Below are 25391 nucleotides of genomic sequence, written 5' to 3' on the forward strand. Positions count from 1 at the left end.
AAAAAGTCGGATTTTATTATTTACTTTTTTTCAACCCACCCCCTCGCTCCCCCTCCCTTATTTAAGTGAGGGGGAAGGGGGGAGGGTCAATAACAGAAAATCTTACATAAAAACCTATTTTTCAATTGATTGTAAAGCGACTCCGTATTAATGGTAACTTGATTTTTATCACAAATTGTGATCTTATTTTGTTACAAGCCATTGCCTGTGTCAGAAATCTTGATTTTTTCGAAGCTTTCAAATAAATATTCATTGAAAAAGGAAAATATACAAAAGAAACTGAGTTTCAAATAGCTAATTATTTTAATTGGTATAACCGTTGTGACGTAAGGGCTTGGTGGCGAAACTTTATGAATAATGCCGGCTAAAGTGGTTTTTTGAGGGGGTTTTTGGGGGTACAAATAGAGGGCTGTTTTAATAAACGGTCTTTTCAATCAATCGTTTTAAAAAACTCGAAAATGGTGCCTCTGCACGAGGATTCGGTTACAATGGATTCCAAGCGGATTAAACAGTTTCAATCCGGAGACAGGATTGTAGCCTTCTTTGTCATCCGGAAAAAGGAGCTGCGAACGAAAAAATCCGATGGTTCGCCCTATCTTGCGCTGGAATTGGGGGATTCGTCCGGACGAATCTCAGCGGTGCTGTGGGAACACGTGGCTCAATACAGCGATGATTTCCATGTGGGCGATATCGTTAAGGCGCAGGGTACGATTATCGACTACAACCAGGGCCTTTCATTCCACATTGACCGTATTCGGAAAATCCGACCCGAAGACGGGATCCGCCCGGAACTCTTTCTTCCCGAAAACCCCAAAGATCTCAATGAACTTGAAAAGAGATTCCGGGAATTGCTGGCCCTGGTAACATCCCCCTTTCTTTCAGACCTGTTGCACCGCATTTTTGATGACCCCGCGTTTTGGGATGCCTACTGCCGGGCACCCGGCGGAAAACTCTGGCACCACAATCGAATTGGCGGGCTGATGGAACACACCATCGGTGTTGCGGAAATTTGCCTGAAAGCCGGCGAGCAGTATCCCTTAATTTCAAAAGATTTGTTGCTTTCCGGTGCCCTGCTGCACGATATCGGAAAGGTGGAGAGCTACCAAACGCGTGCCGGATTTATTGACTACACCGACGAAGGACGGCTTCTGGGACACATTGTTTTGGGTGCCAACCGGGTGGAAAAGGAAATCGACCGTATTCAGGACTTCCCGCCTGAGCTGAAGAAAAAACTCTTGCATGTGATTTTGAGTCACCAGGGAGAACTGGAGCAGGGATCTCCCGTTGTTCCAATGACGATTGAGGCAATTGTTCTGTACCATGCTGATGAAATGGACTCGAAGGCCGATGCGTTTAGCCGAATTATTAAAGGGGAAATGCAGCCCGACAAAAAATGGAGCAATTATGTGAATTTGTTGAATCGTTTCATTTATTTCGGAGAATCGGATGAAGAAACGCACTAATTTTTAACACGTGAAGGAGACAGACAATGGCTGAACAAGACAAACGTATCGACGTCATTAAGGGTGACATTACCGATATGGACACGGATGCCATTGTGAACGCCGCCAATAATCACCTCTGGATGGGAGCCGGTGTGGCCGGTGCAATCAAGAGGCGGGGCGGCCAGATAATCGAAGACGAGGCCATGCGCCAGGGGCCTGTTGAGGTGGGACAGGCCGTTATCACCAGCGGCGGGAACTTGAAAGCAAAATATGTGATCCATGCCGCCGGAATGGGGCAGGATTTGCGCACGGATGCATCGAAAATCAGAGAAGCCACCATCAACAGTCTCCGGCTGGCTGAAGAAAAGGCCCTGGAATCCATTGCATTTCCGGCCATCGGTACCGGTGTGGGCGGGTTTCCCATGGATAAGGCCGCGGAAATTATGATCGATGAAGCCCGCAAATTTCTAAAAACCGCACGCCACCTTAAGAGAATTGTGTTTGTTTTGTTTGATGATTACAGTTACCGGATATTTAAGGATGAAATGAGTCGCGCGGAAAACGCCGGGTGAAACGATTTCTGTTTATTTATCCGGGAGCGCTGGGAGATCTTCTCCTGGCTGCTCCCGTGTTTCAGGCGCTTCGCGAGCAGAATGCTGACGCAGCCATTGAATGCGTGGGAAGTGTGCCCCAAATCCGGCTGCTGCCCCTGCTGGGGCTGATCGATCGGGTTTACTCCATCGACGATCGCCGGTTTTTGCCGCTGTTTGGGGGAAAGAACTGTCCCGAGAGGCTTCTGAGTTTTTTTCGCTCATTTGACGCCGTTGTCTTTTGGGTTTCCAATCTCAATGTAAATTGCTCCGATATTCCTCTGAAAGTGCTTGACCCCCGGCCGGATCCCCACCCTCCTGTACATCATGCGCAGTATTTGTACCAGACCGTTCAATCGTTTCTGAATCTGCCCGCCCGTAACGTCACCTCATTTTATCTGAAAAACGAACCGGATAATCGGCCGAATTACAGACCCGTGCTTTTGGTGCATCCGGGGAGCGGCAGCCCGGCAAAGAATGCGCCGATTGACCGGTTTTTGGTCTCCGCCCAAAAATGGAAACAAAAAACCGGGGGAGAGGTCCTATTTTTATTTGGTCCGGCCGATGCGGATGTCCGGCAGGAATTTAAAAAAATGGCTCCGCCATCCGAGTTTTCGATCTGCGATTCTCCCGGTTTTGATGATCTGATCAAGCGAATGGCCTCGGCGGATTTTTATCTCGGAAATGATTCGGGTGTGTCTCACCTGGCGGGGGTGTTGAATAAAAGGGGGCTTGTTTTTTTCCGCACGACCGATCCGACAATCTGGCGGCCGTTGGGTACCCGGTTAAGAAGTGTGATAGTGTAGCCGGGGGATTAGAACCATTCAAAGAGGCTGTCGCTCAGCCAGAATCCTTTGGTCGTGAAAAAGAGGCGGTCGTTTTGCAACACGAGAAGCGGTCCTGTTTTTTCTTCCGTTTTGCGAATGATGTCGATAGAATGCGAAAACTCTTCCAAAAAATTCGTTCCAAATTGATCACGATAAGCTGACAACGAGAGTCCCCGCTTTTGCCGAAGGGATAAAAAAATAAACTCCATTTTTCGTTGTTGGGAGGATAACGATTCCTGCCCGTCAATCGGAAGTTTTTTCTCCTGCAAACGTGAAATATAGGCCGTGACGTCGCGTACATTCCACCAGCGCTTTTTCCCCTGAAATGAGTGAGCCGACGGGCCCATCCCCAGATAAGCGGTTCCGTTCCAGTAATTCTGGTTGTGGCGGCAGGCCTTTCCGGGAAGGGAAAAATTGGAGATTTCGTACTGGCTGTACCCGTTGGCCTGGAGGGTTTCAACGGTCAAACGGTACATGTCCCATTCGATCTGTTCGTCCAGCGGTTTGATTGTGCCGGTTTCCCGCGCCCGGCCAAAGGGGGTGTTGGCTTCGTAGATGAGATTGTACGTCGAAATATGAGCCGGCTGCCAGCGAAGAACCTTCTCCAAATTTTCCTGCCAATGACTCAAGGTTTGCCCGGGAATCCCAAAAATCAGGTCCAGACTGATGTTGCTGAATCCGGCTTTTCGGGCGGATTGAATGGCCGTTTCTGCTTCGGCCGCGGTGTGAATCCGTCCCAGCTGCCGGAGTTCCTCGTCGCGAAAGGACTGAACACCCAGACTGATCCGATTAAATCCCATTGAAAAATAGGCCTCAAATTTACCCTGATCCACCGTTCCGGGATTGGCCTCAATGGTGATTTCGGCAGCGGGTGCAAGTTGGAAACGGCTGCGGAGGCTCCGGAAAATGTCTTCCAACGCATCCGTCGGCAAAAGCGACGGGGTGCCTCCGCCGAAAAAGAGGGTTTCTACAAGAGGGGGTGTTTCGGAAAAATGTGCGGAAACACGGTCTATTTCAATCAAAAGGGCACGAACAAATTGCCGCTGCAGACCGGCGGAACCCGTGAGCGAGTAAAAGTCGCAGTAAGGACATTTTCGTTCGCAAAAAGGAATGTGGATGTAAAGACTAAGGGGTTTCATAGGAGCGAAAACCAGGGGGCCGGCAAAAGCGTGCCGGCCCGCAGAATCCAGTGGTTAACTTCGTATTAAAAAAATAGAGAAAATCCGATCATTTAATAAGCATTCCGATGCGGTTCCAACGCACCTTCTTAAAAAACCGATACATGGGAATGGTTTTGTCCCACGACCAGTAAATAATCAGCGCTTCGCCCAGTACGTTGTCGTGGGGCAAAAACCCCCAATAGCGGCTGTCCGAGCTGTTATCCCGATTGTCACCCATCATAAAATAACTGTTGGGGGGAACAACCACCGGGCCGTAATTGTCCCGATTTCCCGCCCCGGGCGGGTAAATCCCGTATTCGATTTGACCGGGCGGAATATAATAATTGGTGTATTTTACGTGCGGCGGGTCCTTAAAAGGCTTTCCGTTTACGTACACCTTTTTCTGAATGACCTGAACGGTGTCACCACCGGTGGCAATACACCGCTTGATGTAGTCCAGTTTTGGGTTTCGGGGATACTTGAATACAACCACATCGTGCGGCCGGGGATTCCGGATGGCGGGCAGCCGGGTCCAGGGAATTTTAATCCCCGTTAGGGGAATGGTGTCCGGCGTGCGGACGCCATATTCAAATTTGTTAACCAGCAGAAAATCACCCACCAGGAGCGTATCTTCCATTGATCCGGTCGGAATGCGAAAGGCCTGCACGACAAATGTGCGCAAAATCAGTGCGGCCACAAGTGCCCAGATGAGGGAGTCCACGTATTCCCGTACAACGCTTTTTTTCTTCTTTTTTTCCTTTTTTTTCAACCCTAAAATTGATTTCCAATCCATTCGCTTTCACCGTTCCTGAGATTTGTAATTAGTCTGTTTTACGAACCCATCTTTTGGGCGTGTCTAAATATAAAATAAAACTCGCTTAATATCGATTCGTTCCCATTCAAATCGGTTTTTTAATCTTCCATTTGCAGAATGGCCAAAAAGGCCTCCTGGGGTATTTCGACGCTGCCCACCTGTTTCATGCGCCGTTTTCCCTCTTTTTGTTTCTCCAGCAGTTTTCGCTTCCGCGAAATATCGCCTCCGTAACACTTGGCGGTTACATTTTTGCGGAGCGGTTTGATGGTTTCCCGGGCAATTATTTTCGATCCGATCGATGCCTGAAGCACGACCTCAAAAAGCTGACGGGGAATAAGTTTTCGCAATTTTGTGATGAGCCGCCGTCCCCAATCGTAGGCTTTATCCCGGTGTACAATGGAGGAAAGGGCATCCACCGGTTCCCCGTTTACGAGAATATTCAATTTAACGAGTTTTCCCTCTTTGAATTGCCAGAAATCATAATCGAAGGAGGCATATCCCCTGGAAATGGATTTTAGTTTGTCGTAAAAATCGAAAATAATTTCGGCCAGAGGCAGATAATATTGCAGATTGACCCGTTTGGTGTCCAGATAGGTGGTGTTGCGATAGATACCCCGCCGGTCCAGTGTAAGTTTCATGATGGCGCCAATATATTCACTGGGTGTAATAATGGAGGCGTCGATGTAGGGCTCTTCCACGCGTTCAATGTCTCCGGCATCCGGGAAATCCGAGGGATTGTCTACCGTCAGGACCGTACCGTCACGGGTAATCACCCGGTATTCCACGTTGGGCACAGTGGTGATAATGTTAATTCCGTACTCGCGCTCCAGGCGTTCCTGACTGATCTCCATGTGAAGCAGACCCAAAAATCCGCAGCGAAATCCGAATCCCAGGGCCGCAGATGTTTCGGGTTCAAATCGCAGGGACGCATCGTTCAGACGAAGCTTTTCAAGGGCTTCCTTTAATTCTTCGTAATCGTCACTGTTGGAAGGGTAAATTCCGCTGAAAACCATGGGTTTGGCTTCTTTGTAACCCGGCAGCGGTTCTTTGGCCGGCCGGTTGGCCGTCATAATGGTATCCCCGACTTTTGTATCGGCAACTTCTTTCACCCCGGCAATCACGTAGCCGACTTCCCCGGTATTCAGGCATTTTTGCGGAATTCTCTTAAGCCGAAGGACTCCCACCTCCTGAACTTCAAATTCTTTTTGAGTGGAAAAAAATCGAATCGAATCCCCGGCGCATATTTTCCCGTCGACTACCCGGACGTAGGCCACGGCACCGCGGTAGCTGTCGAAGGCAGAGTCGAAAATAAGGGCTCTCAGCGGCGCGTCGGGATCGCCGCTGGGGGGTGGAATTTCTTGGACGATCTTCTCCAGAATCGGCTCAATGCCAAGGCCCTCTTTTGCCGAAGCCAGCAAAATGTCGTCGGGACTTCCGCCCAACAGGTCCAAAATCTGTTGCTTGATTTCTTCCGGACGGGCGCTGGGCAGATCGATTTTATTAATGATGGGGATAATGACCAGATTGTGTTCAAGAGCCTGGTACAGGTTGCTCATGGTCTGAGCCTCAATGCCCTGAGAGGCGTCGACCACCAGGAGTGCCCCCTCACAGGCGGCGAGGCTTCGGGAAACCTCATACGAAAAATCCACGTGTCCGGGTGTGTCGATGAGATTCAGGATGTAGGCCTGTTTGTTTTTGGCCTGGTAATGCATGGTAATGGCATGGGCTTTAATGGTGATTCCCTTTTCCCGCTCCAAATCCATGTTGTCCAGAACCTGATTCATCATCTGCCGGGAGGACAGTGTGTGAGTGACTTCCAGTAACCGGTCAGCCAGGGTGGATTTCCCGTGGTCGATGTGGGCAATAATAGAAAAATTTCGAATATGTGCTTGGCTCATAACCTCTTCAAATTCATTCAAATTCAGCTAAAAAATATAATCATTTATCAGCGCCAATTCAACACTTTTTGTGGAAATGGCCAGTAAAATCAATGGAAACAAAATTCTTTGCAGACAAATGAAAAAAATCTTATATTCTAAGAAAATTATTAACCCTCACCGGCAAAGGAGTTGGACATGAAGGATCCCCGGATTGATCGGTTTGCATCCATTATTGTGGATTATTCCCTGAAATTGAAACCGGGTGACAAGGTGCTGATCGAAGCGTTTGACGGCCCTGAGGCGCTCACGCTTGCCGTTTTTCGAAAGGCCGTGGAAAAGGGGGCAATTCCACTGGTTTCCTGGCGGAGCAACCGGGTTTTGCGCGAAGTGTTCCGCCAGGCAACGGAAGACAGTATGAAGCTTATCGGAGAAATTGAAGCGTTCCGCATGGAAAAAATGGATGCCTACGTCGGGATCCGCGGATCCGAAAACAGTACCGAATTCTCGGATGTTCCGGATGACAAAATGAAGCTTTACCAGAAATTCTGGCTAAAGCCGGTTCACCTGGACATTCGCGTTCCCAAAACACGCTGGGTGGTGATGCGTTACCCCACACCCGCTATGGCTCAGCAGGCCGGAATGAGCACGGAGGCCTTTGAGGATTTTTATTTTGATGTGTGCACGGTCGATTACGAGAAAATGTCCCGGGCCATGGATCCGCTGAAAAAGCGAATGGAAACAGTCGATCGGGTACACATTGTGGGCCCCGGAACGGATTTGCAGTTTTCAAAAAAAGGCATTCCCGTACTCAAGGGAGACGGTACGGCGAATCTCCCCGATGGCGAACTGTTCACGGCACCGGTCAGGGACTCGGTGAACGGCGTTCTTTCATACAACACGCCCTCCCTCTACCACGGATTTGTTTTTGAAAACATTCGTTTTGAATTCAAAAACGGGAAAATTGTAAAGGCAGAAGCCAATCATACGGAAAAAATCAATGAGCTTCTGGATTCCGATGAAGGAGCCCGCTATATCGGGGAATTCGCGCTGGGGGTCAATCCCAAGATTACCCGTCCGATGAAAGACACCCTCTTTGACGAGAAGATTGCCGGATCTTTTCACTTTACGCCGGGCGCCGCTTACGAAGAAGCCGATAACGGAAACCGGTCGGAAATACACTGGGACCTGGTGTGCATCCAGACACCGGAATATGGCGGAGGCGAAATCTACTTCGACGGGGAGCTGATTCGAAAGGACGGCCGGTTTGTCCCTGACGATTTGCAGGGGCTGAATCCTGAAAATCTGGCGGCACAATGACAAAAATCGGAATTATTTCGGATACACACGGAGGCCTGTGCCCGGATATTTTCAGGCAATTTGAAGGTGTTCAGGCCATTCTTCATGCAGGAGATATTGGTAACGAAGATGTTTTAATTGAGCTGGAGGCCATTGCCCCGGTTTATGCGGTTCGGGGAAATGTGGATTTTTTCGGGACGGCCCGGATGCTTCCGCGAAAGCGAATTGAAACATTCGAGGGCGTGCGTTTTGGAATGGTTCACGGGGACCGATTTGAGCGGACATCGATTTATGACCAGCTCATTCCCTATTTCGCAAAGGATCATGTAGATGTTATTGTGTTTGGTCACACCCATGAAAAGACCATCAAAAAAGAAGGGAATGTGTGGCTCATTAACCCCGGAGCCGCTGACCCGCGTCAAAATCGGGAGTGCAACTACGCGATTGTGGTGGATGTGCATGCCGGGAAGATTTTGAAAATACATGACCTCAAACTTCGTAAGGTTGAAATCAACGACTACTGGTTTGATGAAGATGACATTTAGGCCAGGCATCCCGGGTACGGGTGAATTTTCGGTTTGCCTTAATAATTGATTAAATATTCGTTGGTTTCCCAATCCCGGATGAGCTTGTTGTAGGCCTGAATAATGTCGTGATGCGTCAGAATTCCCACAATCTCGCGGTCGCTTTCTGACTTAACAACGGGAATGTTTTCAATATTGTATTTTTCAATTTTCCGAATCGCCAGCGAAACAGGATCATTCTCCAGAATAGTGGGAACAGGCATGGTGAGGTCTCTTGCAATGAGTAAATCGACCAACTCGGTATCCACCAGCGCTTCCCGCACATCTTTTAATGAAATAATTCCAAGCAGTTTATTGTTGTTGTCCACAACAAATACATCCCCGTATTTGGCATTTAAAAGCACCTTCAGAAGTTCCCGAAAGGTCATGTTATGATTGACCTGATCGAAATCGCTTTTCATCAATTCCTTGACTTTGATCTTGGAAAGAAGGTCCATCTCACCGCGTTTGGTTACATCAATCCCCATGTGCAACAGCTCAAGACTGTGCACATTCATTTTTGTGTAGTAGATGGTCACCAGATATGAAATGACCGATACCAGCATCAGGGGCAAAATAAATTTGTAATCGTTTGTGACCTCGAAAACCAACATGATGGCCGTTAACGGAATCGAATTAAATCCGGCCAAAACCCCGCCCATTCCCACCAGAGCGAACGTTATGGGGTCAAGTGTGGTGTGAAAAATAAGATTCATAGTGGTTGCAAAAGAGGACCCCAGGAAGGCCCCAATGCTCATGGACGGTGTAAATGTTCCACCATACGCCCCGGCCGCCAAAAATAGGGCCAGAAAAAGAACCTGAAGAATCAACAGCATGGTCACATCAAAAAAGGAAATGCGATTATTGAAGACATCGTTCAAGGTTTCGTATCCAATTCCAAACAATTGGTAATAATGGATCAGAATAATGCCGAAGACGAGAGAAACGGGTATTATTTTCAGGAAAACATTCTTTGTGTGAAATTTTTTGCTAAAGACATCTTTTGACCACCCCTTAAACCACACGTAAAAGATGGATAACAAACCGGCCACCACTCCCAGCAAAAGGAAAAACAAATAGTCGTCCATGGAGCCCAATTCATAACTGGGTATATGGAAGATGCGGTTGTTTCCAAGCGTAGCCCGGGAAACCACATCGGCAAAAACCGAGGCAATAATGAGTGAGCTGAGAGCTCTGTTTTTGAGATCGTTCAGCAGAATCACTTCGATTCCAAAAAACACCCCCGTAATCGGGGCATTGAAAACAGCGGCTATTGCGGCGCCCCCGCCGGCAGCCGTGTACATCATCATATCATTTCGATCAAAATTAAAAATCTGTGACATATAAGAGCCGATGCCGCTTCCAATCTTTGCCACCGGGCCTTCCGGGCCCAACGGCGCACCGGTTCCAATTGAAATGACTGAGCTAAGAAAATGGAAAAGCGTAACTTTTAGAGGAATGATTCCATTATTGACAATAATAGCGCGGATCACACTAACCACCCCCCTTTCGCGGGCTACATCCGGAAAGAGGCGTGTCAGGGTGGCTGTCAGAATTCCGCCAAGCACGGGAACAAAAATGATGAAGTACAGGCTTACATGGAAAAATGCCGTAAAATGTCGGGGTTCAAAAAATTGGCGTGTCTGTTCCAATAAATAGTGAAAAACCAGAGATCCCAGACCTGCCAGCACGCCCAATATCATCGAAATAATAACGTGAATAACATATCGGGAAATGTCCGTTCGAAAATAAAGCGCTCCAAATCGTTTTTGAAACGAAATTATTTCGTGAAGGGTGGTTTTCAGTTTTCCCAGTTGAATGGCCATTTCCTGATATGCTTTCCTGTTCCCAAAAGATCTAGTGTTTGTCCATTTTTACAAAAGTACGAAATCCATTTGTTTTTTTCAATTAGAATTTTGAATCGGTTACAAATTTCGAATTCGCATCAGATCCTTGCGGCTGCCCATTAAAACCAGAACGTCCTTTTCGTTAATGGTGTAGTCTGCGTCGGGGGCAATGCGTTTCTCTTCTTCATTTTCTTCGATACGTTTGATTAACAGAATTTGAACCCGATAATTGTTGCGCAAATTCAACTGCCGCAGGCTTTTTCCCACAAACCGGTGGGGAGCAGGGATTTCAATCATAAAATAGTCGTCAACCACTTTTGTAAGATCGGACACCGCCAGAGAGGAATAGGCCCGTTCCAGTCCGAGCGTCAGTTCGCGCCGGGCCAGTTCCTTATTATAGGCATCAATCACATCCTGCCGGGACAGATACCCCACCAGCCGATTGTTTTGCTTGGGATCCACAACCGGTAATTCGCCAATGCGTAACTGCCCGAAGATTTTCATAACCGTATCCAGATTGGTTCCCGGCGTGACAAATTTTGGATTCGGTTCAATCAGATCATAAGCCACGATAACATTATTCAGGGCAGACGGATCATCCAGAATCGTTCGAATACTTTTCAGCGTGACGTAGCTGATGAAGTGATCGTCTTTGTCAACCACGTAGAATATTTCATGGTCGCTGTTCATGACAAGCGGAATAATCTGCCGAAAAGAGGTGTTGGGCAGCAATTTGTCACAATCCGATTTACACACATCATCCACCGTTAAGGATTTTAGGACGTTGATCTCTTTCCCTTTAAACAGGTTGATGCCGCGCCGAACCAGTTTTAGTGTGTAAATGGATTCGGGCTGGATTCGGGTTGTAAAGGTAACGGAAATAATGGTGGCGATCATTAGGGGCAGAATAATGGTGTAATCGTTTGTCATTTCAAAAATTATGATAATGGAAGTAATGGGGGCATGCGTGACCGCTCCAACAAAGGCACCCATTCCAACCATCGAATAGGCGCCCGATGTCGCAGTCATTCCGGGGAAAATCTGGTGAACCACGGTACCCACGGCCCCTCCCAGCATGGCCCCCATAAAAAGGGAAGGTGCAAAAATGCCTCCCGATCCCCCCGAGCCCAGTGTGAAGGACGTGGCGATAATCTTGAGTAAGAGCAAAATGAGCAGAAATTCCCAGGACATGGTGCCGGTGAGAGCTTCGTTGATGCCCGCATAGCCCACGCCGTAAATCGCCGGATAAAAGATCCCCATGCCACCGACCAGGAGGCCCCCGATAGCGGGTTTGGTGAAATCGGGAAATTTCCAGCGATCGAAGTAGTCCTCCAGTGAATAAAGGGACTTAATGAAAATAAGCCCGGCAATCCCGGCAAGCAGTCCCATTCCGGCGTAGAAAAAGAGTTCCCACGGTGAAACCAGAGAATATTTGGGTACGATAAATGCAGGAAAGTCTCCCAGATAGTGACGCGAAACCACGGTGGACGTAACGGAAGCAATAACAATGGGGCTGAATTGCATAACGCCGAAATCGCCGAAAATAATTTCAATTGCAAAAAGAGCCCCTGCCACCGGTGCATTAAAAGCGGCGGCAATTCCACCCGCTGCACCCGCTGCCACCAGAGTTCGCAATTTTTCCGGCGAGAGCTGAAACCACTGCCCGATGGTGGACCCGATGGCGGACCCGATTTGAACGATCGGGCCTTCACGACCGGAGGAGCCTCCCGAACCGATACAAATAGAGCTGGCAATGATCTTTGCCAGAACCACCCGCGGGCGAATCATGCCGTTTCTGAGAATGATGCTCTCCATCACCTCAGGTACCCCGTGACCCTTTACTTCCTGCGAAAAAAATGTAACAATAGGACCGACAATGAGACCGCCAATCGCGGGCATAAGCAATTTTTGGTACCACGGCAGATTGGCCACCATCTCCAGAGCGTAATGGGCGTGTCCTGTGGAAATGATCTGAATCAGGTGAATCAAATATCGTAAGCCGAGAGCTCCATACCCCGTAATGAGTCCGATTACAACGGCGAGAAGAACCATAAAGGTATGTTCGGCACTCTTGAGCTTATCAAGAATGTTGGTCAACACACGGAGAACGTTATCAGAATCGTAGATATCCTGTTGCTGAGATGTTTGCATATCAACCCGGTCTCGTAATTTAATTTGACAAAATGGCTAAGGAAAACATTCTCTCATTTCTATGATTTTTAAAAATTTAAATATACAGAATTTAATTGAAATTTTCAAGTACGAAATTCAGGAATCACTAATTTCACTAATTTTAGTATTTTGTACGCTATAAAATTCTCCCGGAACGTGATGAAAATAATAGCAGATAAAGCCCCTTTACGGTACGGAGCCGATTTTTCTTGGCATTTTTAAAGGAATTATTCTATTTTAAAATAGGACAAAAGCGGTCGCATAAAAGTGAGGATGATATGCTTCGTTTATCGAAAAAAACGGAATATGCATTAATTGCTCTGAAAGAAATTGCCCTGAACTCAGGTGTAAATGTAACTACGGTGCGGGAGATTTCAGAGAGCCACCAAATTCCCCGGGATTTGTTAGCCAAAATTTTGCAATCCCTCAAGCGTGAAAAAATCGTTCGCTCCGTTCAGGGAGCAAAAGGGGGCTACAGTTTGAGCACCCCAATCGACGAAATTACCCTGCTTCGACTGATCGAAATTCTGGAAGGCCCTGCCGGATTGATTGAATGTGCTATTCCGGACAGTAAACATTGTAAAAAAGCCGAGGTCTGTTCCATTCGCGATCAATTATTGAAGTTGAATGACCAGATGTTGGCCCTGCTGCAAGGAACCACGTTGCGGCAGTTTCTTTTTAACGGATTATCCGTGGCCGTGAATTAAAAAAGAAACCGCCCCGATCGGAGAAGGCGGTTTGGGATTTTAAAATGAAAGAAGGGTTGTCATTTTTTTGACAACCCTTCTTTTTGTTAAAGAAATCAGCGTTTGTTATTTTTTCGAACCCGTGCGGATGAGGAGTGAGATGAGCTTCTCGACCGGGAATAGGATGAAAATCCCGTTCGGCGCCCGATAACCCGGGAATAGCTCGGAAATGAGGATTCTGTCGCCGGTGATTCCAAAAGAGTGCCGGTCTGCCGGGAGGCTCTTGTCCGCTCATACAGAAACGGACTTCTGGGAACCAGGGGCGGGGTTTTAATGTCGGGAATCACATCATTGATAAACACCTTCATCGGCTTTACGCGCATGGAAAGCGCACCCCTTTTGGCAGGGAGGGCGTCCCGGACGGTTTGATGTTTTATCGAGACGGTTTCCCATTCCACTTCCGGATGGATGAAATCTTCAGCAGCCATTGGAATGGTTTGCGTTCGAGTCTGCTTGCGAATGCGTGATTTTGATGGACGGTTTCCCGATGCCCGCCGATTGGGCGAGGCTCCCCAGACGGGTTCTTTGAACACGATTTTCTCGCCATTCAAATTTTGAAAGGCGAAAAAATCAAAGGGCGTGTACCATCCAAAATAAGGATTGTACCACCCATAGGGTGAAAATCCGTAGCCGGCAAGGGAATAAGGTGTTCCGTATCCCATTGCCAGCAGATAGTAATAATTGGACATCCCGTAAAACGATTCATCCCAATAGGGTGAAAACATGTCGAGTGAGTTGGCCCACCCCGGCCCAAGGAAATGGTAGTTTGCAAATGCACTGTTTGCAGCCGGAGCGTGTTCAATAATACCAATATGCGTGACGTCTTTTTTTGCAAAGATTTCATGGAATCCTTTGGGACGCGTGTAACAGCCCGTAAGCAGAAAAACGCCCAAAAGGATCACCATCCCCAGCCCAGGAAGAAGTTTTCGATTGTTCATTTTCTTCCACTCCAAATTCTAAGGTTCTAAAATCTAAAAGCCGCTGTGAAAAGCACTTTATCCGCGGTAATGTTTTCCACGTATTTGCTTGTTGTGTGCTTCCACCAGCCATGAACCCAGGCAAAATCAAACGTGTATTGGCGATCAATAATAAAACCAAAGCCTGCGGTGAGAAATTGCCTGTTTGTATACGCACTGCCTGTTGCGTAAGGCTGCGGGTAAACCATGTAGCCTCCGCGCAGTTTTAAACCGGTAAACGGAATGGTCAATTCCGCTCCCCCGCGAAGCCTGACGGTTTCACGATAGGTTTTCATCAGATTTTCATTTTGAGCAACGAGGCTGTCGGGGGATTTAAAACGAATTTGCGACCAGTCGTTGTATTCGGCATCACCGGAGAGAATCAGCAACGGGAGTTTAAGTGCCACACCCCCGGAAAAGCGGTACGGCCGTTGAATCTTGTATTCGTAGTATCCCCGATCCACCGGGTCCTCCTGAATGGTTCCGTCGTCAAAAACAATCCGGTGATTCTGATGGTACCAGTCTTCTTTCGCAAGAATCGTGAGGGGGGTAGAAATGGTACCGCCAATATTCAGAAAATGACCGAGTGTAAACAAGCCGGCCAGTTTCAGATTCGTTCCGCTGAATTTTGTGTGAATCTGATCGTGTGCCAGGGTGTTCGTATTAAATGTCCAGAGGTCCAGGGCGTCCCATTCGTAGTAATTCCAATTGTAGTTGTCGTCGCCGCGCCAAAAGTTAACCGCACCCCCTACATAAAAATTGGGTGAGAGCTGCACGGCTCCGGAAATGGTCCAGTAGCCCAGATAGCCTGATTCCAGTTCATCTCCGATATCGTACACGGAATCGCCGGGTGTATTAATGAATTCCTTGGAATTAAAGACGCCGTCAAAGTTCTGGGTTCGGTTGTAGCCCACGGCAAAAACCAAACTCCCCCGATAGGTAGGGATGGGAAAAACAACGCCCCCCGCATTTAATCGGGAAAAATGGCCCTTATCTGTGGTGGTGATGGGACCCAGGGTAACCTTATTGACCAGGCCGTACCGGGACAAAGACCCGTACCATTCGATCTTTTTGATCAATCCCAGCCCGGCAGGATTCCAGTGAGTAGCCGAATAGTCATCAGCCACCCCGATAAAAGCACCTCCCATGCCAAGTGCCCGGGCGCCTACCCCAAATTCCTGTCCCTGCAGGGGAACAATGTCCTGGGCAGAACTAGTCCCGATCCAAATTCCAAATAGGAGTGTGAAAGCAAGATTTATTCGAAAGACGCGTGTCCACATAAATTCCTCCGCTGTTCGTTTCTGGTTTGTCCTTTTCCTATTTCCGCTCGCGAGTTGACCGACTCTTGGATGAAGAAGACCGCGGGGCCGGCGCAGCCGGACGACTTCTGGGCGCCGGACGCGAGTAGCTGGGGCGGCTGGATGAGCTGCTGCGTCTGCGAATTACCGGCTCTGAATGTCTCACCGGCGGCCGGTACACGCGCATCCGCGTGGACGAAGCAGATGAATGAGAAGAGTTCGACCGTCTGATTACGCGAATACGGCTGTCGTGTGCGGGTTTTCGGATGCTTCGGGATCGATTTATGGCCGGGCGTTTTGTCCGACGCGCCTCTGACCGCCTGACGTAAATTTTTCGGGATCGTTTTTCCGCTTGAATCGCGGTTTTGCGTGTGCGTTTCGGATGCCGAACCAGAATGCGTTCCCCGTTTTTGTTGTAGCGCTTCGCCTTTCTGATACGTGTAATCTCTGTTCTTTCAGTTCGTTTGGTTTTTTCAATACGAACGGCGTCCGATGGGTATTGAGTACCTGCAGGGGCCTGTTTCCGAACGCGAACAGGATTGGGCTCCAGTCCGTTTCGACGCCGATCCGGTCGGTGCACGGGTTTGTTGAATCCGGCTGAAAGACCTCCACTCGCTCCTCCACCGGCCACAACCGGAGCATCAATGAGGCCTCCCCGGCGTCCGGAATCCAACCCCTCCCGGCGCTTGAATGGCCGGCTTCTGAGCTCACGTTGTTCATACGTGTACGTTGAGTACCACCACCAATCTACGCCACCGCCCCATCCGTCGTACCAGTAGTAGCGATACGGATTATACCAGGGGGCCAGGCTCCAACGGTAAAATGGGGTTGAATAGCGCCAATCCCACAAGAACGGATCGTAATAATAGGGAGAACCAAATGTGACCGAAAAATAGAATCCGTTGTAGTAAGGGGGGTAATAGGGATAGTCGAAATACCAATCCCCATACCAGGTGTTCGGCCAATAGGGCGGACCATAAGGGTAAGTGGGAGCATAGTAATTGTAAATGTTGGTTGTTCCCGGCTGTTGATTATTCGATTGTTGATTGTCGTATTCGGTTTCCTGCTGATTATCGTCGACGTAAACAGTGTCGGTTTCGGCCGGATTTTCCTGCTGCTCGGAATAGGATTGCCCGGAATTCTGGTATGTGCCCTGGTCACTCTTGGAGGCCGTGTACGATTCCTCTGTTGCGGAATAATTCTGCAACTGTGTGTAACAGCCACCCAGGAAGCTTCCAACAAAAAGGGTCAGGCCAAGAATAAACAATTTTTTTGAGATTTTATTCATACGCGCCTCCTTCCCTGAAAAGGGGGATATTGAAATCTGGGGATAAATCACCTATTATTATTTACAAGCAAAAAAGAATAAATGTTCCAAATAGTTTTGATTTTTTCTATTTTAGCGACAGGAAGCTTTCCACACCCCGTTTTGGGCGCTGCGCTATAAATTCGTCAGGATCGGGAAAACCGACCGGTAAAATAACCTGCAAATCCCATTCCAAATCCACCTCTAGTACCTGGGAAATGGCGCGTTTTCGGGACGGTGTGTAGGGAACGGTTCCAAGCTGCGCATTCGTAACGGCCAACAAAAACCAGCCCACGGCGATCCAGAGGGACTCCTTGTAATAGGGCGATTTTTTCAGGCCGAAAACACACACCAGATAGGGTGCATCTGTCAGGAAAGGCTTTTGCGGCCCAATGCCCTGTTCCTGGAAAAAGGCCTTCATCCAATCGGGGGCACGCCTGTGAAAATCGTTTTCGGCATCCTCCGCAATCCGGCGGATTTCTTTCCGCGTGGATTCGTCTCTGACCAGAATGACCTTCCACGGTTGGCGGTTGGCTCCGGACGGGGCGTATCTGAAAACATCCAGCAATTTCAACATGGTTTTCAGAGGAATATCCTGTTGAAGAAAGTGTCGGCGTGTGCGTCTCTTTTGAACCACATCCCAGAATTCGCTCATTTGACCCTCAATGAATTTTCAAATGCAATTTAAAAAAAATAGGCTCTCGTTGGGTTAAGGAACCCCCGGTCGTTGAGCGGAGTCGAAACGAGCGGGGGAAGATCGTCTTTCAGGCTCCTTTCGTCACTTCGATAGGCTCAGTGTAAACTCTTATCTTGGAGTGGTTTCTCCATAGGGTTAAAAACGGGTAACCGAACGTATGAAATAAACCACTAAACTTCGGAAGTGCTCCGTTTCTCTTTTCCTTCCATGAGCAATTCCTGCTTCAGGAATTGCCCCGTATACGATTTTCCGTTTGCGGCCACGTCTTCGGGTGTGCCCGTTGCCACGACGGTTCCTCCGGCATCGCCTCCCTCGGGGCCCAAATCAATAATGTAATCCGCCGTTTTAATCACATCCAGGTTGTGTTCAATGACAATAACGGTATTCCCTTTGTCCACCAGGCGGTTTAGCACGGTGAGCAGCATTTTCACATCTTCAAAATGAAGGCCCGTAGTCGGTTCGTCCAGAATGTAGAGGGTTCGGCCGGTTGCAATTTTGGAAAGCTCTGTGGAAAGCTTCACGCGCTGCGCCTCACCGCCGGAGAGGGTTGTGGCCGGTTGTCCCAGGCGGATGTAACCAAGTCCCACATCGTAGAGGGTTTTCAATTTTCGATGAATAATCGGGATGTTTTTAAAAAATTCCATGGCTTCGTGTACGGTCATGTCCAGAATATCGGCAATGGATTTGCCCCGGTAGGCAATTTCCAGTGTTTCCCGATTGTAGCGTTTCCCCTTACACACCTCGCATGTGACGTACACATCGGGCAAAAAGTGCATCTCAATTTTAATGATGCCGTCACCCTGACAGGCCTCGCAGCGGCCGCCCTTCACATTAAAACTGAATCGTCCGGGCTTGTAGCCGCGGATCTTCGATTCGGGGAGCTGAGAAAATAATTCCCGAATGGGGGTGAACACCCCGGTGTACGTGGCCGGATTCGAACGCGGCGTTCGGCCGATAGGTGACTGATCGATGTCAATCACCTTGTCGATGTTTTCCAGTCCTCTGATGGAATCGTAAGGGAGCGGACTGTCCTTGCTGTAGTAGAGGTTTCTTTTCAGAGCCGGGTAAAGGGTTTCATTGATCAGCGTACTTTTCCCTGATCCGGAAACGCCGGTGACACAAATGAACGTTCCCAGCGGAAATTTCACGGTAATGGATTTCAGATTATTCCCGCGGGCACCGATTAATTCGATAAACCTGCCGGTGCCGGTACGGCGGGTTCGGGGGGTCGGAATAAACCGGATCCCCGCCAGATATTGCCCCGTCAGGGACTGTGGGTTGGCTTTTACTTGCTGGGGTGTCCCCAAAGCTACCACCTCGCCTCCGTTTTCCCCGGCACCCGGGCCGAGGTCGACCACGAAGTCGGCATGTTCGATGGTTTCACGGTCGTGTTCCACCACCACGACGGTGTTACCCAGGTCGCGCAGGCGCTCCAGCGTGTGAATCAGCCGGAGATTATCCCGCTGGTGGAGGCCAATGCTCGGTTCGTCCAAAATGTAAAGCACCCCTACCAATTGAGAACCGATCTGGGTGGCCAGCCGGATACGCTGGGCTTCTCCCCCGGAAAGTGTACTGGCCGTTCGATCCAGTGTCAGGTAATCCAGCCCCACGTTGATCAAAAAGTGCAGGCGTGCCCGGATTTCTTTCACGATTTGATGAGCGATCTGTTCTTCACGCTCCGACAAGTCCAGTGTTTCAAAGAAATGATTGGCTTCCTTAACAGACATCTTTGTGAGGGCGTGAATGGTGAACCCCTTTATTTTGATCGCCAGGCTTTCGGGTTTAAGGCGGGCGCCCCCGCAGGCGGGACAGGTCTTAATATTCATGTAGCCTTCAATCCATTCCCGAACCGATGCGGAGTGAGTCTGGTTGTAGCGCCGTTTCAGGTTTGGGATGACCCCTTCGAACTTGGTCTGGAATTCGGCCCGGATTTTCCCGTGGGTGCTGCGGTAGTTCACATCAATTTCCTCGTCCGAGCCATAAAGAATGATCTGCCGGAGGGCTTCGGGAAGCGCTTCCCAGGGGGTATCCATGCTGAAGCCGTAATGTTTGGCAAGCGATTTTAAATGGGTAAAATACCACCCCTCTTTGGCCTGTCCCCAGGGCTCAATAGCCCCCTGGTTGAGTGACTTTTTGGGATTGGGGACCACCAGGTCCGGGTCAATTTCCATAATGGTTCCCAGACCGTTGCAAACCGGGCAGGCGCCGTAAGGGCTGTTGAACGAAAACATACGCGGGCTGATTTCCTCGTAGCTCACGCCGCAATCCACGCAGGCAAAGTGCTCACTGAAGAGATGGTCCCCGCCATCCAATTCGTTTACCACCACCAGCCCCGATGCCAGTCCCAGCGCTGTTTCCACCGAGTCAGTCAATCGGTGGGTAATGTGCGGCTGCACCACAAGCCGGTCGACCACGACATCCACGTTGTGTTTCTGGTTTTTGTTCAATTTGATTTTCTGGGAAACGTCCAGGATTTGGCCGTCTACCCGAATGCGAACGTACCCCTGTTTCTGGACGGTCTCAAAAACATCCCGGAATTCACCCTTCCGGCCCCGCACAATGGGCGCCATAATTTGAATTTTCTTCCCTTCAGGCAGTTGCAGAACGGAATCCACAATTTGCTGAGGTGTTTGCCGCTGGATGCGTTTGCCGCATTTGTAACAGTACGGAATGCCAATTCGTGCAAACAGCAGACGCAGGTAGTCGTAAATCTCGGTCACCGTTCCAACCGTGGAGCGGGGATTCTTGCTGGCCGTACGCTGCTCAATGGAAATGGCAGGTGAAAGCCCTTCAATATAATCCACATCCGGTTTTTCCATCAAACCCAGGAATTGACGGGCGTATGCCGAGAGCGACTCCACGTACCGGCGCTGGCCCTCAGCGTAGATGGTGTCAAAGGCCAGGGACGATTTTCCCGATCCCGACAGCCCCGTGATAACGATCAATTTATCCCGTGGGATGTCAACATCGATGTTTTTGAGATTGTGCTCGCGGGCACCTTTTATAAAAATGTGGTTGTTTTTTGTCATTACTGAAAATAATCAGGGTTCTTCGCAAAACTCACAACGGTAGAGTTTTTAATTGCTTTTTAGGAACAATTCCATCCACAACAGAAGTTTAATATTCAATTGCTGGAAATGCCCGAATTAAAAATTTCGGTTTTTCTGTTTTCAAATTGCGGTTCTTCAGAAAATAAATATAGCAGGGGCTCACTTTAATTGCAACTGTTTATTAAAAAGTCGGGTTAAATGAAAACGGGAATATTCAATTGATTGAAACAGGGAATTTTGGCAGGAAACTCCGGAATCCCTATTTCTGGAATAACTTCGCTTTCCTCTGTTGGAATAGGGTAAGACCAGGAGGGGAAGAGAGGAAAAAATTTCCAAAAAGATGTTGATTTTTCCAATTTTTTGTATTATTTTGAGAAATATTGCAATTTTGAATGTGTTTTTCTCTGTCGGTAGCGACGATTAAATAATTGGGTGAGTATCTTTCAAGTAAAAGGTAAGATTCGCACTATTTTTTTGGAATTGGGTTGGTTGCCTGGTCCCTCAGTTGTTCAATCCTTTTTGAACATTTCTGACCCTCTGCTGATTTTTTTCACTGTCTGCATGAAAAATAATGGTTCGGGAGGTTTGTTCAAATGAAATTTTTGCAAAAAAAAATATCCCTCGGATGGGGTGTTTCCATCATCCTGTTTATTTCTGCCATCATTCTTCTGATTTTAGATATCATAATCAAAAATATGGCCGTACGGCATCTTGATTTTCTGGCCAATCTTGCGTATCTGGATACAATTGTCCTTGGCATTTACATTGCAGGCATCACCGTCCTTGGTTTTTCAGGTGCTTTTATTTATCGCTATATTCGAAATAAATATAAAGCCGAACATTTGCTTCTCACATTTGTTACTGAAATTCTTCATAAAACAGGTTTCGATTACATTCGGGCGTTGGCTGAGCAATTCTGGAAGCATTTTCATATAGATGTGGTTGTTATCGGAAAACTGGTGGATTCCGAAAAACAGAAGATTCAGACACTCGTCGTTTTACAGGATGGAAAAATAGTCGAAAATTTTGAATTCGAATTGGAAGGTACCCCGTGTAAGGAGCTTGCCAAAGGGGTAGTCTGCGAATATCCTCAGGATATCCAATCGAATTTTCCCCAGGATGAGCGTCTTAAAAAATGGGGCGTTCAATCGGTTAAAGGGATCCCCATTCTGGATTCATCCCAAAAACCCGTCGGCATACTGGAATTGTTTCTTCGAAAACCCCTTAAGCGAACTGAAATTCTGGATGCGCTTTTCTATCTGGCTTCTGACCGCATTTCTGCAGAGTTGGAACGGATCGAAAGGGAAACAACCATTCTCGAGAAAGAAAAGCGGCTGAAGGATTTTAATGACATCCTGTTGCAGCTTTCAAAAATCGGCCGGCATAAAGAAGATTCGCTTTCTTCCATATTTCAGGAAATAACCGAAGCCGATGCCAGAGCACTACAGGTAGAGCGTGTGGGCATTTGGCTTTTTGTTGAGGAAGGGCAGAAGATTCAATGTGTGGATCTTTATGAACGAAGCAAAGAGATTCACTCGTCCGGAAAAGAACTTTTCGTACATGAATATCCCGCCTATTTTGAGGCTCTGAAAAAAGAACTTCTTATTGCCGCTTCGGATGCTCACAAGGATCCCCGAACGCGGGAATTTTCGTCGTCTTACCTTTCTCCAATAGGAATATCTTCCATGCTGGACGTTCCCATTCGAAAAGGAGGGGAAATAATCGGAGTTCTTTGCCACGAACAGATTGGTTCACCCCGCCAGTGGACAGAGGAAGAACGGAGTTTTGTTCTCTCAATGGCCGATTTTATTGCCCAATCCATTGAATTTCACCAGCGAATGGAGGTGGAAAAAAGCCTCAAGCAGACCCAGGATAAATTATCAAATATTCTTTATACGGTGAGTGATGGAATTATAAGTGTAAATCGGGAAAATAAAATCATTGTTTTTAATAAGGGAGCCGAAAGAATATTTGGCTATGATCATACGGAAATGCTGGGAAAGGATATCCGATCTCTTGTGCCGGACACATTGAAGGAAAAGGTGCTGCGTGTTCTTGGAAGTATCTTTCAGGGCGACGCATCCACCCCGCTTTTGAAAAAACAGTTTGAGGTCCAGGGGCGCCGGAAAAACGGTGATATCTTTCCGATTGAAATATCGGTTTCAAAATTGGTAATGGGGGATGAAATCATTATTACAGCTGTTTTGCGGGATATTTCCGAGCGGAAACGAATTGAAAGCCAGCTCAGAAAATTATCGCAAGTGGTGGAACAAAGTCCTCTCTCCGTGATGATTACGGACAGGGCGGGGACGATTGAATATGTTAATCCTGCCTTTACCCAGATTACGGGCTACTCTGCAGAGGAGGTTATTGGGAAAAATCCAAAAATCCTTCAATCCGGGAAAACCACTCCCAATATATACAAGACCATGTGGGATAGGGTTGCTTCGGGAGAGATCTGGCAGGGGGAGTTGCTGGATCGGAAAAAGAGCGGACAGGAGTATTGGGCTCTTTCACTTATTTCCCCGATCAAAAATAAGGACGGGCTTATTACCCATTATCTGGGGATTCAGGAAGACATTACCCGGCAGAAAAAACTGGAAGAGCAGCTCTTTCAGGCCCAAAAAATGGAATCAATCGGGCGATTGGCCGGGGGAGTGGCTCATGATTTTAACAATCTCCTAACGCCTATTCTGGCCTACTCCCAATTTTTAATCCCGGAGTTTTCGGAAGGCGATCCCATACGCGAAGACCTGGAACAAATCAGAAATGCCGGTGAGCGGGCGGCGCGCCTGACGCGGCAGTTACTGGCGTTCAGCCGTAAGCAAATCCTAAAGCTTGAGGTGCTCAACATCAACGAAATTGTCGGCGAATCCGAAAAAATGTTCCGGCGAGTAATTGGAGAGGATATTGATTTTGTCACGATTCTGGATCCCGAACTGGGTTTTACAAAAATCGACCCCGGGCAATTTGAACAGATTCTGATGAATTTGATTATTAATGCCCGGGATGCAATGCCTCAGGGCGGGAAAATTATCCTGGAAACCCTTAATGTGGAACTGGATGAAAACTACACCCAGCAGCACGCCCAGGTCCATCCCGGATCCTACGTAATGCTGGGGGTTAGCGACAACGGCATGGGCATGGACGCCGAAACGCAGGCCCGGATTTTTGAACCCTTTTTTACCACCAAAGAAAAGGGGAAGGGTACCGGGTTGGGGTTGGCAACGGTCTACGGAATTGTTAAACAGAGCGGAGGATATATCTGGGTTTACAGCGAGCCCGGCAAGGGAACGACGTTCAAGATTTATTTTCCGCGGGTTCGTGAAGACGCCAGTGAATTTCCGGCAAAAGAGATTCTGATTGACACGTTTCAGGGAAATGAGAATATTCTGGTGGTGGAAGATGAAGAAGTGGTCCGGCGTTCGGCCATTAAAATCTTGACAAAATATGGTTACAATGTGTTTGAAGCGTCCAATGCGGGTGAGGCACTCCTGATTGCCGAACAACTTGATGAACCCATTCATTTGCTCTTAACCGACGTTATCATGCCCAAAATGAGTGGCGTTCAGCTGGCAAGCCGGCTAATGGAACTTCAGCCTCAGATGGCCGTGCTTTATATGTCGGGCTACACCGATAATGCCATTGTTCACCATGGGGTACTGGATTCCGATAAAGAATTCCTGGAAAAGCCGTTTACTCCGGAAACGCTCACCCGGAAGGTGCGGGAGGTCTTGGAGAAAAAGCGGCTTTCGGGGCAGAACACGAAAAATAAGTAAAAAAGCGCACCCGGATGAAGATGAGCGGTACCGGAGGCCGACCCGGGAAGAGAATCTCCATAAGATTGCCGTAATTTATCATGGTGATCCCTCAAAAACTTGTTGACTTTTTCTTGAAAAAGTTGTAGGTTTGAACAAAGGTTTTTGCTGTGAATGACCTGAAAGAGGAGGTAAGCCATGAAGAAACAAAGCATTTTGTTGGGTTTGGTTGTTTTTGTGCTTTTGGCGGCCGGTTCCGTTTTTGCTCAGAACACGGTACAGGAGTGGATTGCCAAAGGAGACACGGCCTACAAACATTTTGATGACAAAGCGGCTCTTGAGGCGTTTCAACATGCAGTTAAGCTGGATCCGAAAAATTATGACGTTTTATGGCGCCTCAGCCGGACCTACCTGGACATTGGGGAACATCAACCCAAAGACAAGCAATTGGACTATTACAAAAAGGCACTCATGTTTGCTGACAGCGCAATTCATGTCAATCCGAATGGCGATGAAGGCTACCTGAGACGCGCCATTGCCAATGGAAAAATCTCCTTGTTTAAAGGGGTTTTCAAGTCCATTGGATTGGTTAAAAAGGTAAGGGCCGATTGTGAGAAGGCGATTCAACTCAATCCCAAAAATGATGTGGCCTACTACGTTCTGGCGCGTGCCCATCAGGAGGTGGCTCGAAAACCGAAATTCTTCCGCGGACCCCTGGGATTGGGTTGGGCCAGTCGAAAAGAATCGAAAAAACTCTTTGAAAAAGCGCTGGCTCTGCATCCCACATTCATCATGTTTAACTTGGATTATGCCCGCCTTTTAGTCGAAATGAAACAATACGACCAGGCCAAAAAAATTCTCAAGAAGATTCCAACTCTCCCCCGCGAAGATGAAGACGATCCGCAATACAGAAAAGAAGCTGCGGCCCTGTTGAAAAAGATAGAGAACAAATAGCCGTTTTTTTTCACGAAGTCCCCGGCACGTCC

At 48.1% G+C, this 25391-nt stretch carries 17 protein-coding genes; 8 read left to right on the top strand and 9 right to left on the bottom strand.

Going from position 1 to position 25391, the window contains the following annotated elements; genetic code table 11:
• The first annotated feature begins 458 nt into the window (after nucleotides 1-458).
• Genes GXO76_04630 through GXO76_04640 form a run of 3 tightly spaced genes read left to right on the top strand, consistent with a single transcriptional unit; the run spans nucleotide 459 to nucleotide 2841 of the window.
• Nucleotides 459-1463: an HD domain-containing protein gene (locus GXO76_04630; GenBank protein ID NOY77135.1), complete on the top strand. Its 1005-nt coding sequence runs from the start codon at nucleotides 459-461 to the stop codon at nucleotides 1461-1463.
• A 26-nt stretch (nucleotides 1464-1489) separates the two neighbouring features.
• Nucleotides 1490-2017 (top strand): macro domain-containing protein, encoded by a 528-nt coding sequence (locus GXO76_04635; protein NOY77136.1) that lies wholly within the window; start codon nucleotides 1490-1492, stop codon nucleotides 2015-2017.
• Nucleotides 2014-2841 carry a glycosyltransferase family 9 protein gene (locus tag GXO76_04640; protein NOY77137.1) on the top strand — a complete coding sequence of 276 codons (828 nt, stop codon included), beginning with the start codon at nucleotides 2014-2016 and terminating at the stop codon, nucleotides 2839-2841. Before GXO76_04635 ends, GXO76_04640 begins: the two co-directional genes overlap by 4 nt.
• 8 nt (nucleotides 2842-2849) lie before the next feature.
• Here the strand turns inward: GXO76_04640 and hemW are convergent, their stop codons facing one another.
• The 3 genes from hemW to lepA all read right to left on the bottom strand — a co-directional run bounded on the left by hemW (nucleotide 2850) and on the right by lepA (nucleotide 6734).
• Nucleotides 2850-4001 (bottom strand): radical SAM family heme chaperone HemW, encoded by a 1152-nt coding sequence (hemW, locus tag GXO76_04645; GenBank protein NOY77138.1) that lies wholly within the window; start codon nucleotides 3999-4001, stop codon nucleotides 2850-2852.
• An 88-nt stretch (nucleotides 4002-4089) separates the two neighbouring features.
• Nucleotides 4090-4815 (bottom strand): signal peptidase I, encoded by a 726-nt coding sequence (gene lepB / locus GXO76_04650; GenBank protein ID NOY77139.1) that lies wholly within the window; start codon nucleotides 4813-4815, stop codon nucleotides 4090-4092.
• Nucleotides 4816-4934: 119 nt separating this feature from the next.
• Entirely contained in the window at nucleotides 4935-6734 is a 1800-nt protein-coding gene (gene lepA, locus GXO76_04655) for an elongation factor 4 (GenBank protein NOY77140.1), read from the bottom strand.
• Between the two features lie 177 nt (nucleotides 6735-6911).
• On the opposite strand from lepA, the gene GXO76_04660 reads away from it, so the two are divergent.
• Both GXO76_04660 and GXO76_04665 read left to right on the top strand, forming a co-directional pair.
• The gene (locus tag GXO76_04660; GenBank protein ID NOY77141.1) at nucleotides 6912-8033 is read left to right on the top strand and encodes an aminopeptidase; all 1122 of its coding nucleotides are present in this window, start codon (nucleotides 6912-6914) and stop codon (nucleotides 8031-8033) included.
• Nucleotides 8030-8557 carry a metallophosphoesterase gene (locus tag GXO76_04665; GenBank protein NOY77142.1) on the top strand — a complete coding sequence of 176 codons (528 nt, stop codon included), beginning with the start codon at nucleotides 8030-8032 and terminating at the stop codon, nucleotides 8555-8557. Before GXO76_04660 ends, GXO76_04665 begins: the two co-directional genes overlap by 4 nt.
• A 38-nt stretch (nucleotides 8558-8595) precedes the next feature.
• Here the strand turns inward: GXO76_04665 and GXO76_04670 are convergent, their stop codons facing one another.
• Both GXO76_04670 and GXO76_04675 read right to left on the bottom strand, forming a co-directional pair.
• Entirely contained in the window at nucleotides 8596-10401 is a 1806-nt protein-coding gene (locus GXO76_04670; GenBank protein NOY77143.1) for a chloride channel protein, read from the bottom strand.
• Nucleotides 10402-10500: 99 nt separating this feature from the next.
• Nucleotides 10501-12573 carry a CBS domain-containing protein gene (locus GXO76_04675; protein NOY77144.1) on the bottom strand — a complete coding sequence of 691 codons (2073 nt, stop codon included), beginning with the start codon at nucleotides 12571-12573 and terminating at the stop codon, nucleotides 10501-10503.
• A 299-nt stretch (nucleotides 12574-12872) separates the two neighbouring features.
• Here GXO76_04675 and GXO76_04680 point away from each other — a divergent pair, with 299 nt between their 5' ends.
• Entirely contained in the window at nucleotides 12873-13301 is a 429-nt protein-coding gene (locus GXO76_04680; GenBank protein NOY77145.1) for an Rrf2 family transcriptional regulator, read from the top strand.
• Between the two features lie 95 nt (nucleotides 13302-13396).
• Here GXO76_04680 and GXO76_04685 read toward each other — a convergent pair whose 3' ends face one another.
• The 4 genes from GXO76_04685 to uvrA form a co-directional block, all read right to left on the bottom strand.
• Nucleotides 13397-14278: a hypothetical protein gene (locus tag GXO76_04685; GenBank protein NOY77146.1), complete on the bottom strand. Its 882-nt coding sequence runs from the start codon at nucleotides 14276-14278 to the stop codon at nucleotides 13397-13399.
• Nucleotides 14279-15613: 1335 nt separating this feature from the next.
• Complete coding sequence (locus tag GXO76_04690; GenBank protein ID NOY77147.1) at nucleotides 15614-16882, bottom strand: hypothetical protein; 1269 nt, start codon at nucleotides 16880-16882, stop codon at nucleotides 15614-15616.
• Nucleotides 16883-16988: 106 nt separating this feature from the next.
• On the bottom strand, nucleotides 16989-17555 hold the full coding sequence (locus GXO76_04695; protein ID NOY77148.1) for a nitroreductase family protein: 567 nt from the start codon (nucleotides 17553-17555) through the stop codon (nucleotides 16989-16991).
• A 212-nt stretch (nucleotides 17556-17767) separates the two neighbouring features.
• Nucleotides 17768-20626, bottom strand: coding sequence for an excinuclease ABC subunit UvrA (uvrA, locus tag GXO76_04700; GenBank protein ID NOY77149.1), 2859 nt, complete (start codon nucleotides 20624-20626; stop codon nucleotides 17768-17770).
• A 614-nt stretch (nucleotides 20627-21240) separates the two neighbouring features.
• Between uvrA and GXO76_04705 the strand changes: the two genes are divergently transcribed.
• On the top strand, nucleotides 21241-24426 hold the full coding sequence (locus GXO76_04705) for a PAS domain S-box protein (protein ID NOY77150.1): 3186 nt from the start codon (nucleotides 21241-21243) through the stop codon (nucleotides 24424-24426).
• A gap of 177 nt (nucleotides 24427-24603) precedes the next feature.
• Nucleotides 24604-25359: a tetratricopeptide repeat protein gene (locus tag GXO76_04710; GenBank protein ID NOY77151.1), complete on the top strand. Its 756-nt coding sequence runs from the start codon at nucleotides 24604-24606 to the stop codon at nucleotides 25357-25359.
• Nucleotides 25360-25391 lie beyond the last annotated feature (32 nt).

Source organism: Calditrichota bacterium (genome assembly GCA_013151735.1).
In the GTDB taxonomy this organism is placed as follows: Bacteria; Zhuqueibacterota; JdFR-76; order JdFR-76; family BMS3Abin05; genus BMS3Abin05.

Excerpts from the sequence above, each read along its gene's own strand:
- GXO76_04630 (NOY77135.1), top strand. The coding sequence starts at position 459 with ATGGTGCCTCTGCACGAGGATTCGGTTACAATGGATTCCAAGCGGATT.
- GXO76_04635 (NOY77136.1), top strand. The coding sequence starts at position 1,490 with ATGGCTGAACAAGACAAACGTATCGACGTCATTAAGGGTGACATTACC.
- hemW (NOY77138.1), bottom strand. The coding sequence starts at position 4,001 with ATGAAACCCCTTAGTCTTTACATCCACATTCCTTTTTGCGAACGAAAA.
- lepB (NOY77139.1), bottom strand. The coding sequence starts at position 4,815 with ATGGATTGGAAATCAATTTTAGGGTTGAAAAAAAAGGAAAAAAAGAAG.
- lepA (NOY77140.1), bottom strand. The coding sequence starts at position 6,734 with ATGAGCCAAGCACATATTCGAAATTTTTCTATTATTGCCCACATCGAC.
- GXO76_04660 (NOY77141.1), top strand. The coding sequence starts at position 6,912 with ATGAAGGATCCCCGGATTGATCGGTTTGCATCCATTATTGTGGATTAT.
- GXO76_04665 (NOY77142.1), top strand. The coding sequence starts at position 8,030 with ATGACAAAAATCGGAATTATTTCGGATACACACGGAGGCCTGTGCCCG.
- GXO76_04670 (NOY77143.1), bottom strand. The coding sequence starts at position 10,401 with ATGGCCATTCAACTGGGAAAACTGAAAACCACCCTTCACGAAATAATT.
- GXO76_04675 (NOY77144.1), bottom strand. The coding sequence starts at position 12,573 with ATGCAAACATCTCAGCAACAGGATATCTACGATTCTGATAACGTTCTC.
- GXO76_04680 (NOY77145.1), top strand. The coding sequence starts at position 12,873 with ATGCTTCGTTTATCGAAAAAAACGGAATATGCATTAATTGCTCTGAAA.
- GXO76_04685 (NOY77146.1), bottom strand. The coding sequence starts at position 14,278 with ATGAACAATCGAAAACTTCTTCCTGGGCTGGGGATGGTGATCCTTTTG.
- GXO76_04690 (NOY77147.1), bottom strand. The coding sequence starts at position 16,882 with ATGAATAAAATCTCAAAAAAATTGTTTATTCTTGGCCTGACCCTTTTT.
- GXO76_04695 (NOY77148.1), bottom strand. The coding sequence starts at position 17,555 with ATGAGCGAATTCTGGGATGTGGTTCAAAAGAGACGCACACGCCGACAC.
- uvrA (NOY77149.1), bottom strand. The coding sequence starts at position 20,626 with ATGACAAAAAACAACCACATTTTTATAAAAGGTGCCCGCGAGCACAAT.
- GXO76_04705 (NOY77150.1), top strand. The coding sequence starts at position 21,241 with ATGAAATTTTTGCAAAAAAAAATATCCCTCGGATGGGGTGTTTCCATC.
- GXO76_04710 (NOY77151.1), top strand. The coding sequence starts at position 24,604 with ATGAAGAAACAAAGCATTTTGTTGGGTTTGGTTGTTTTTGTGCTTTTG.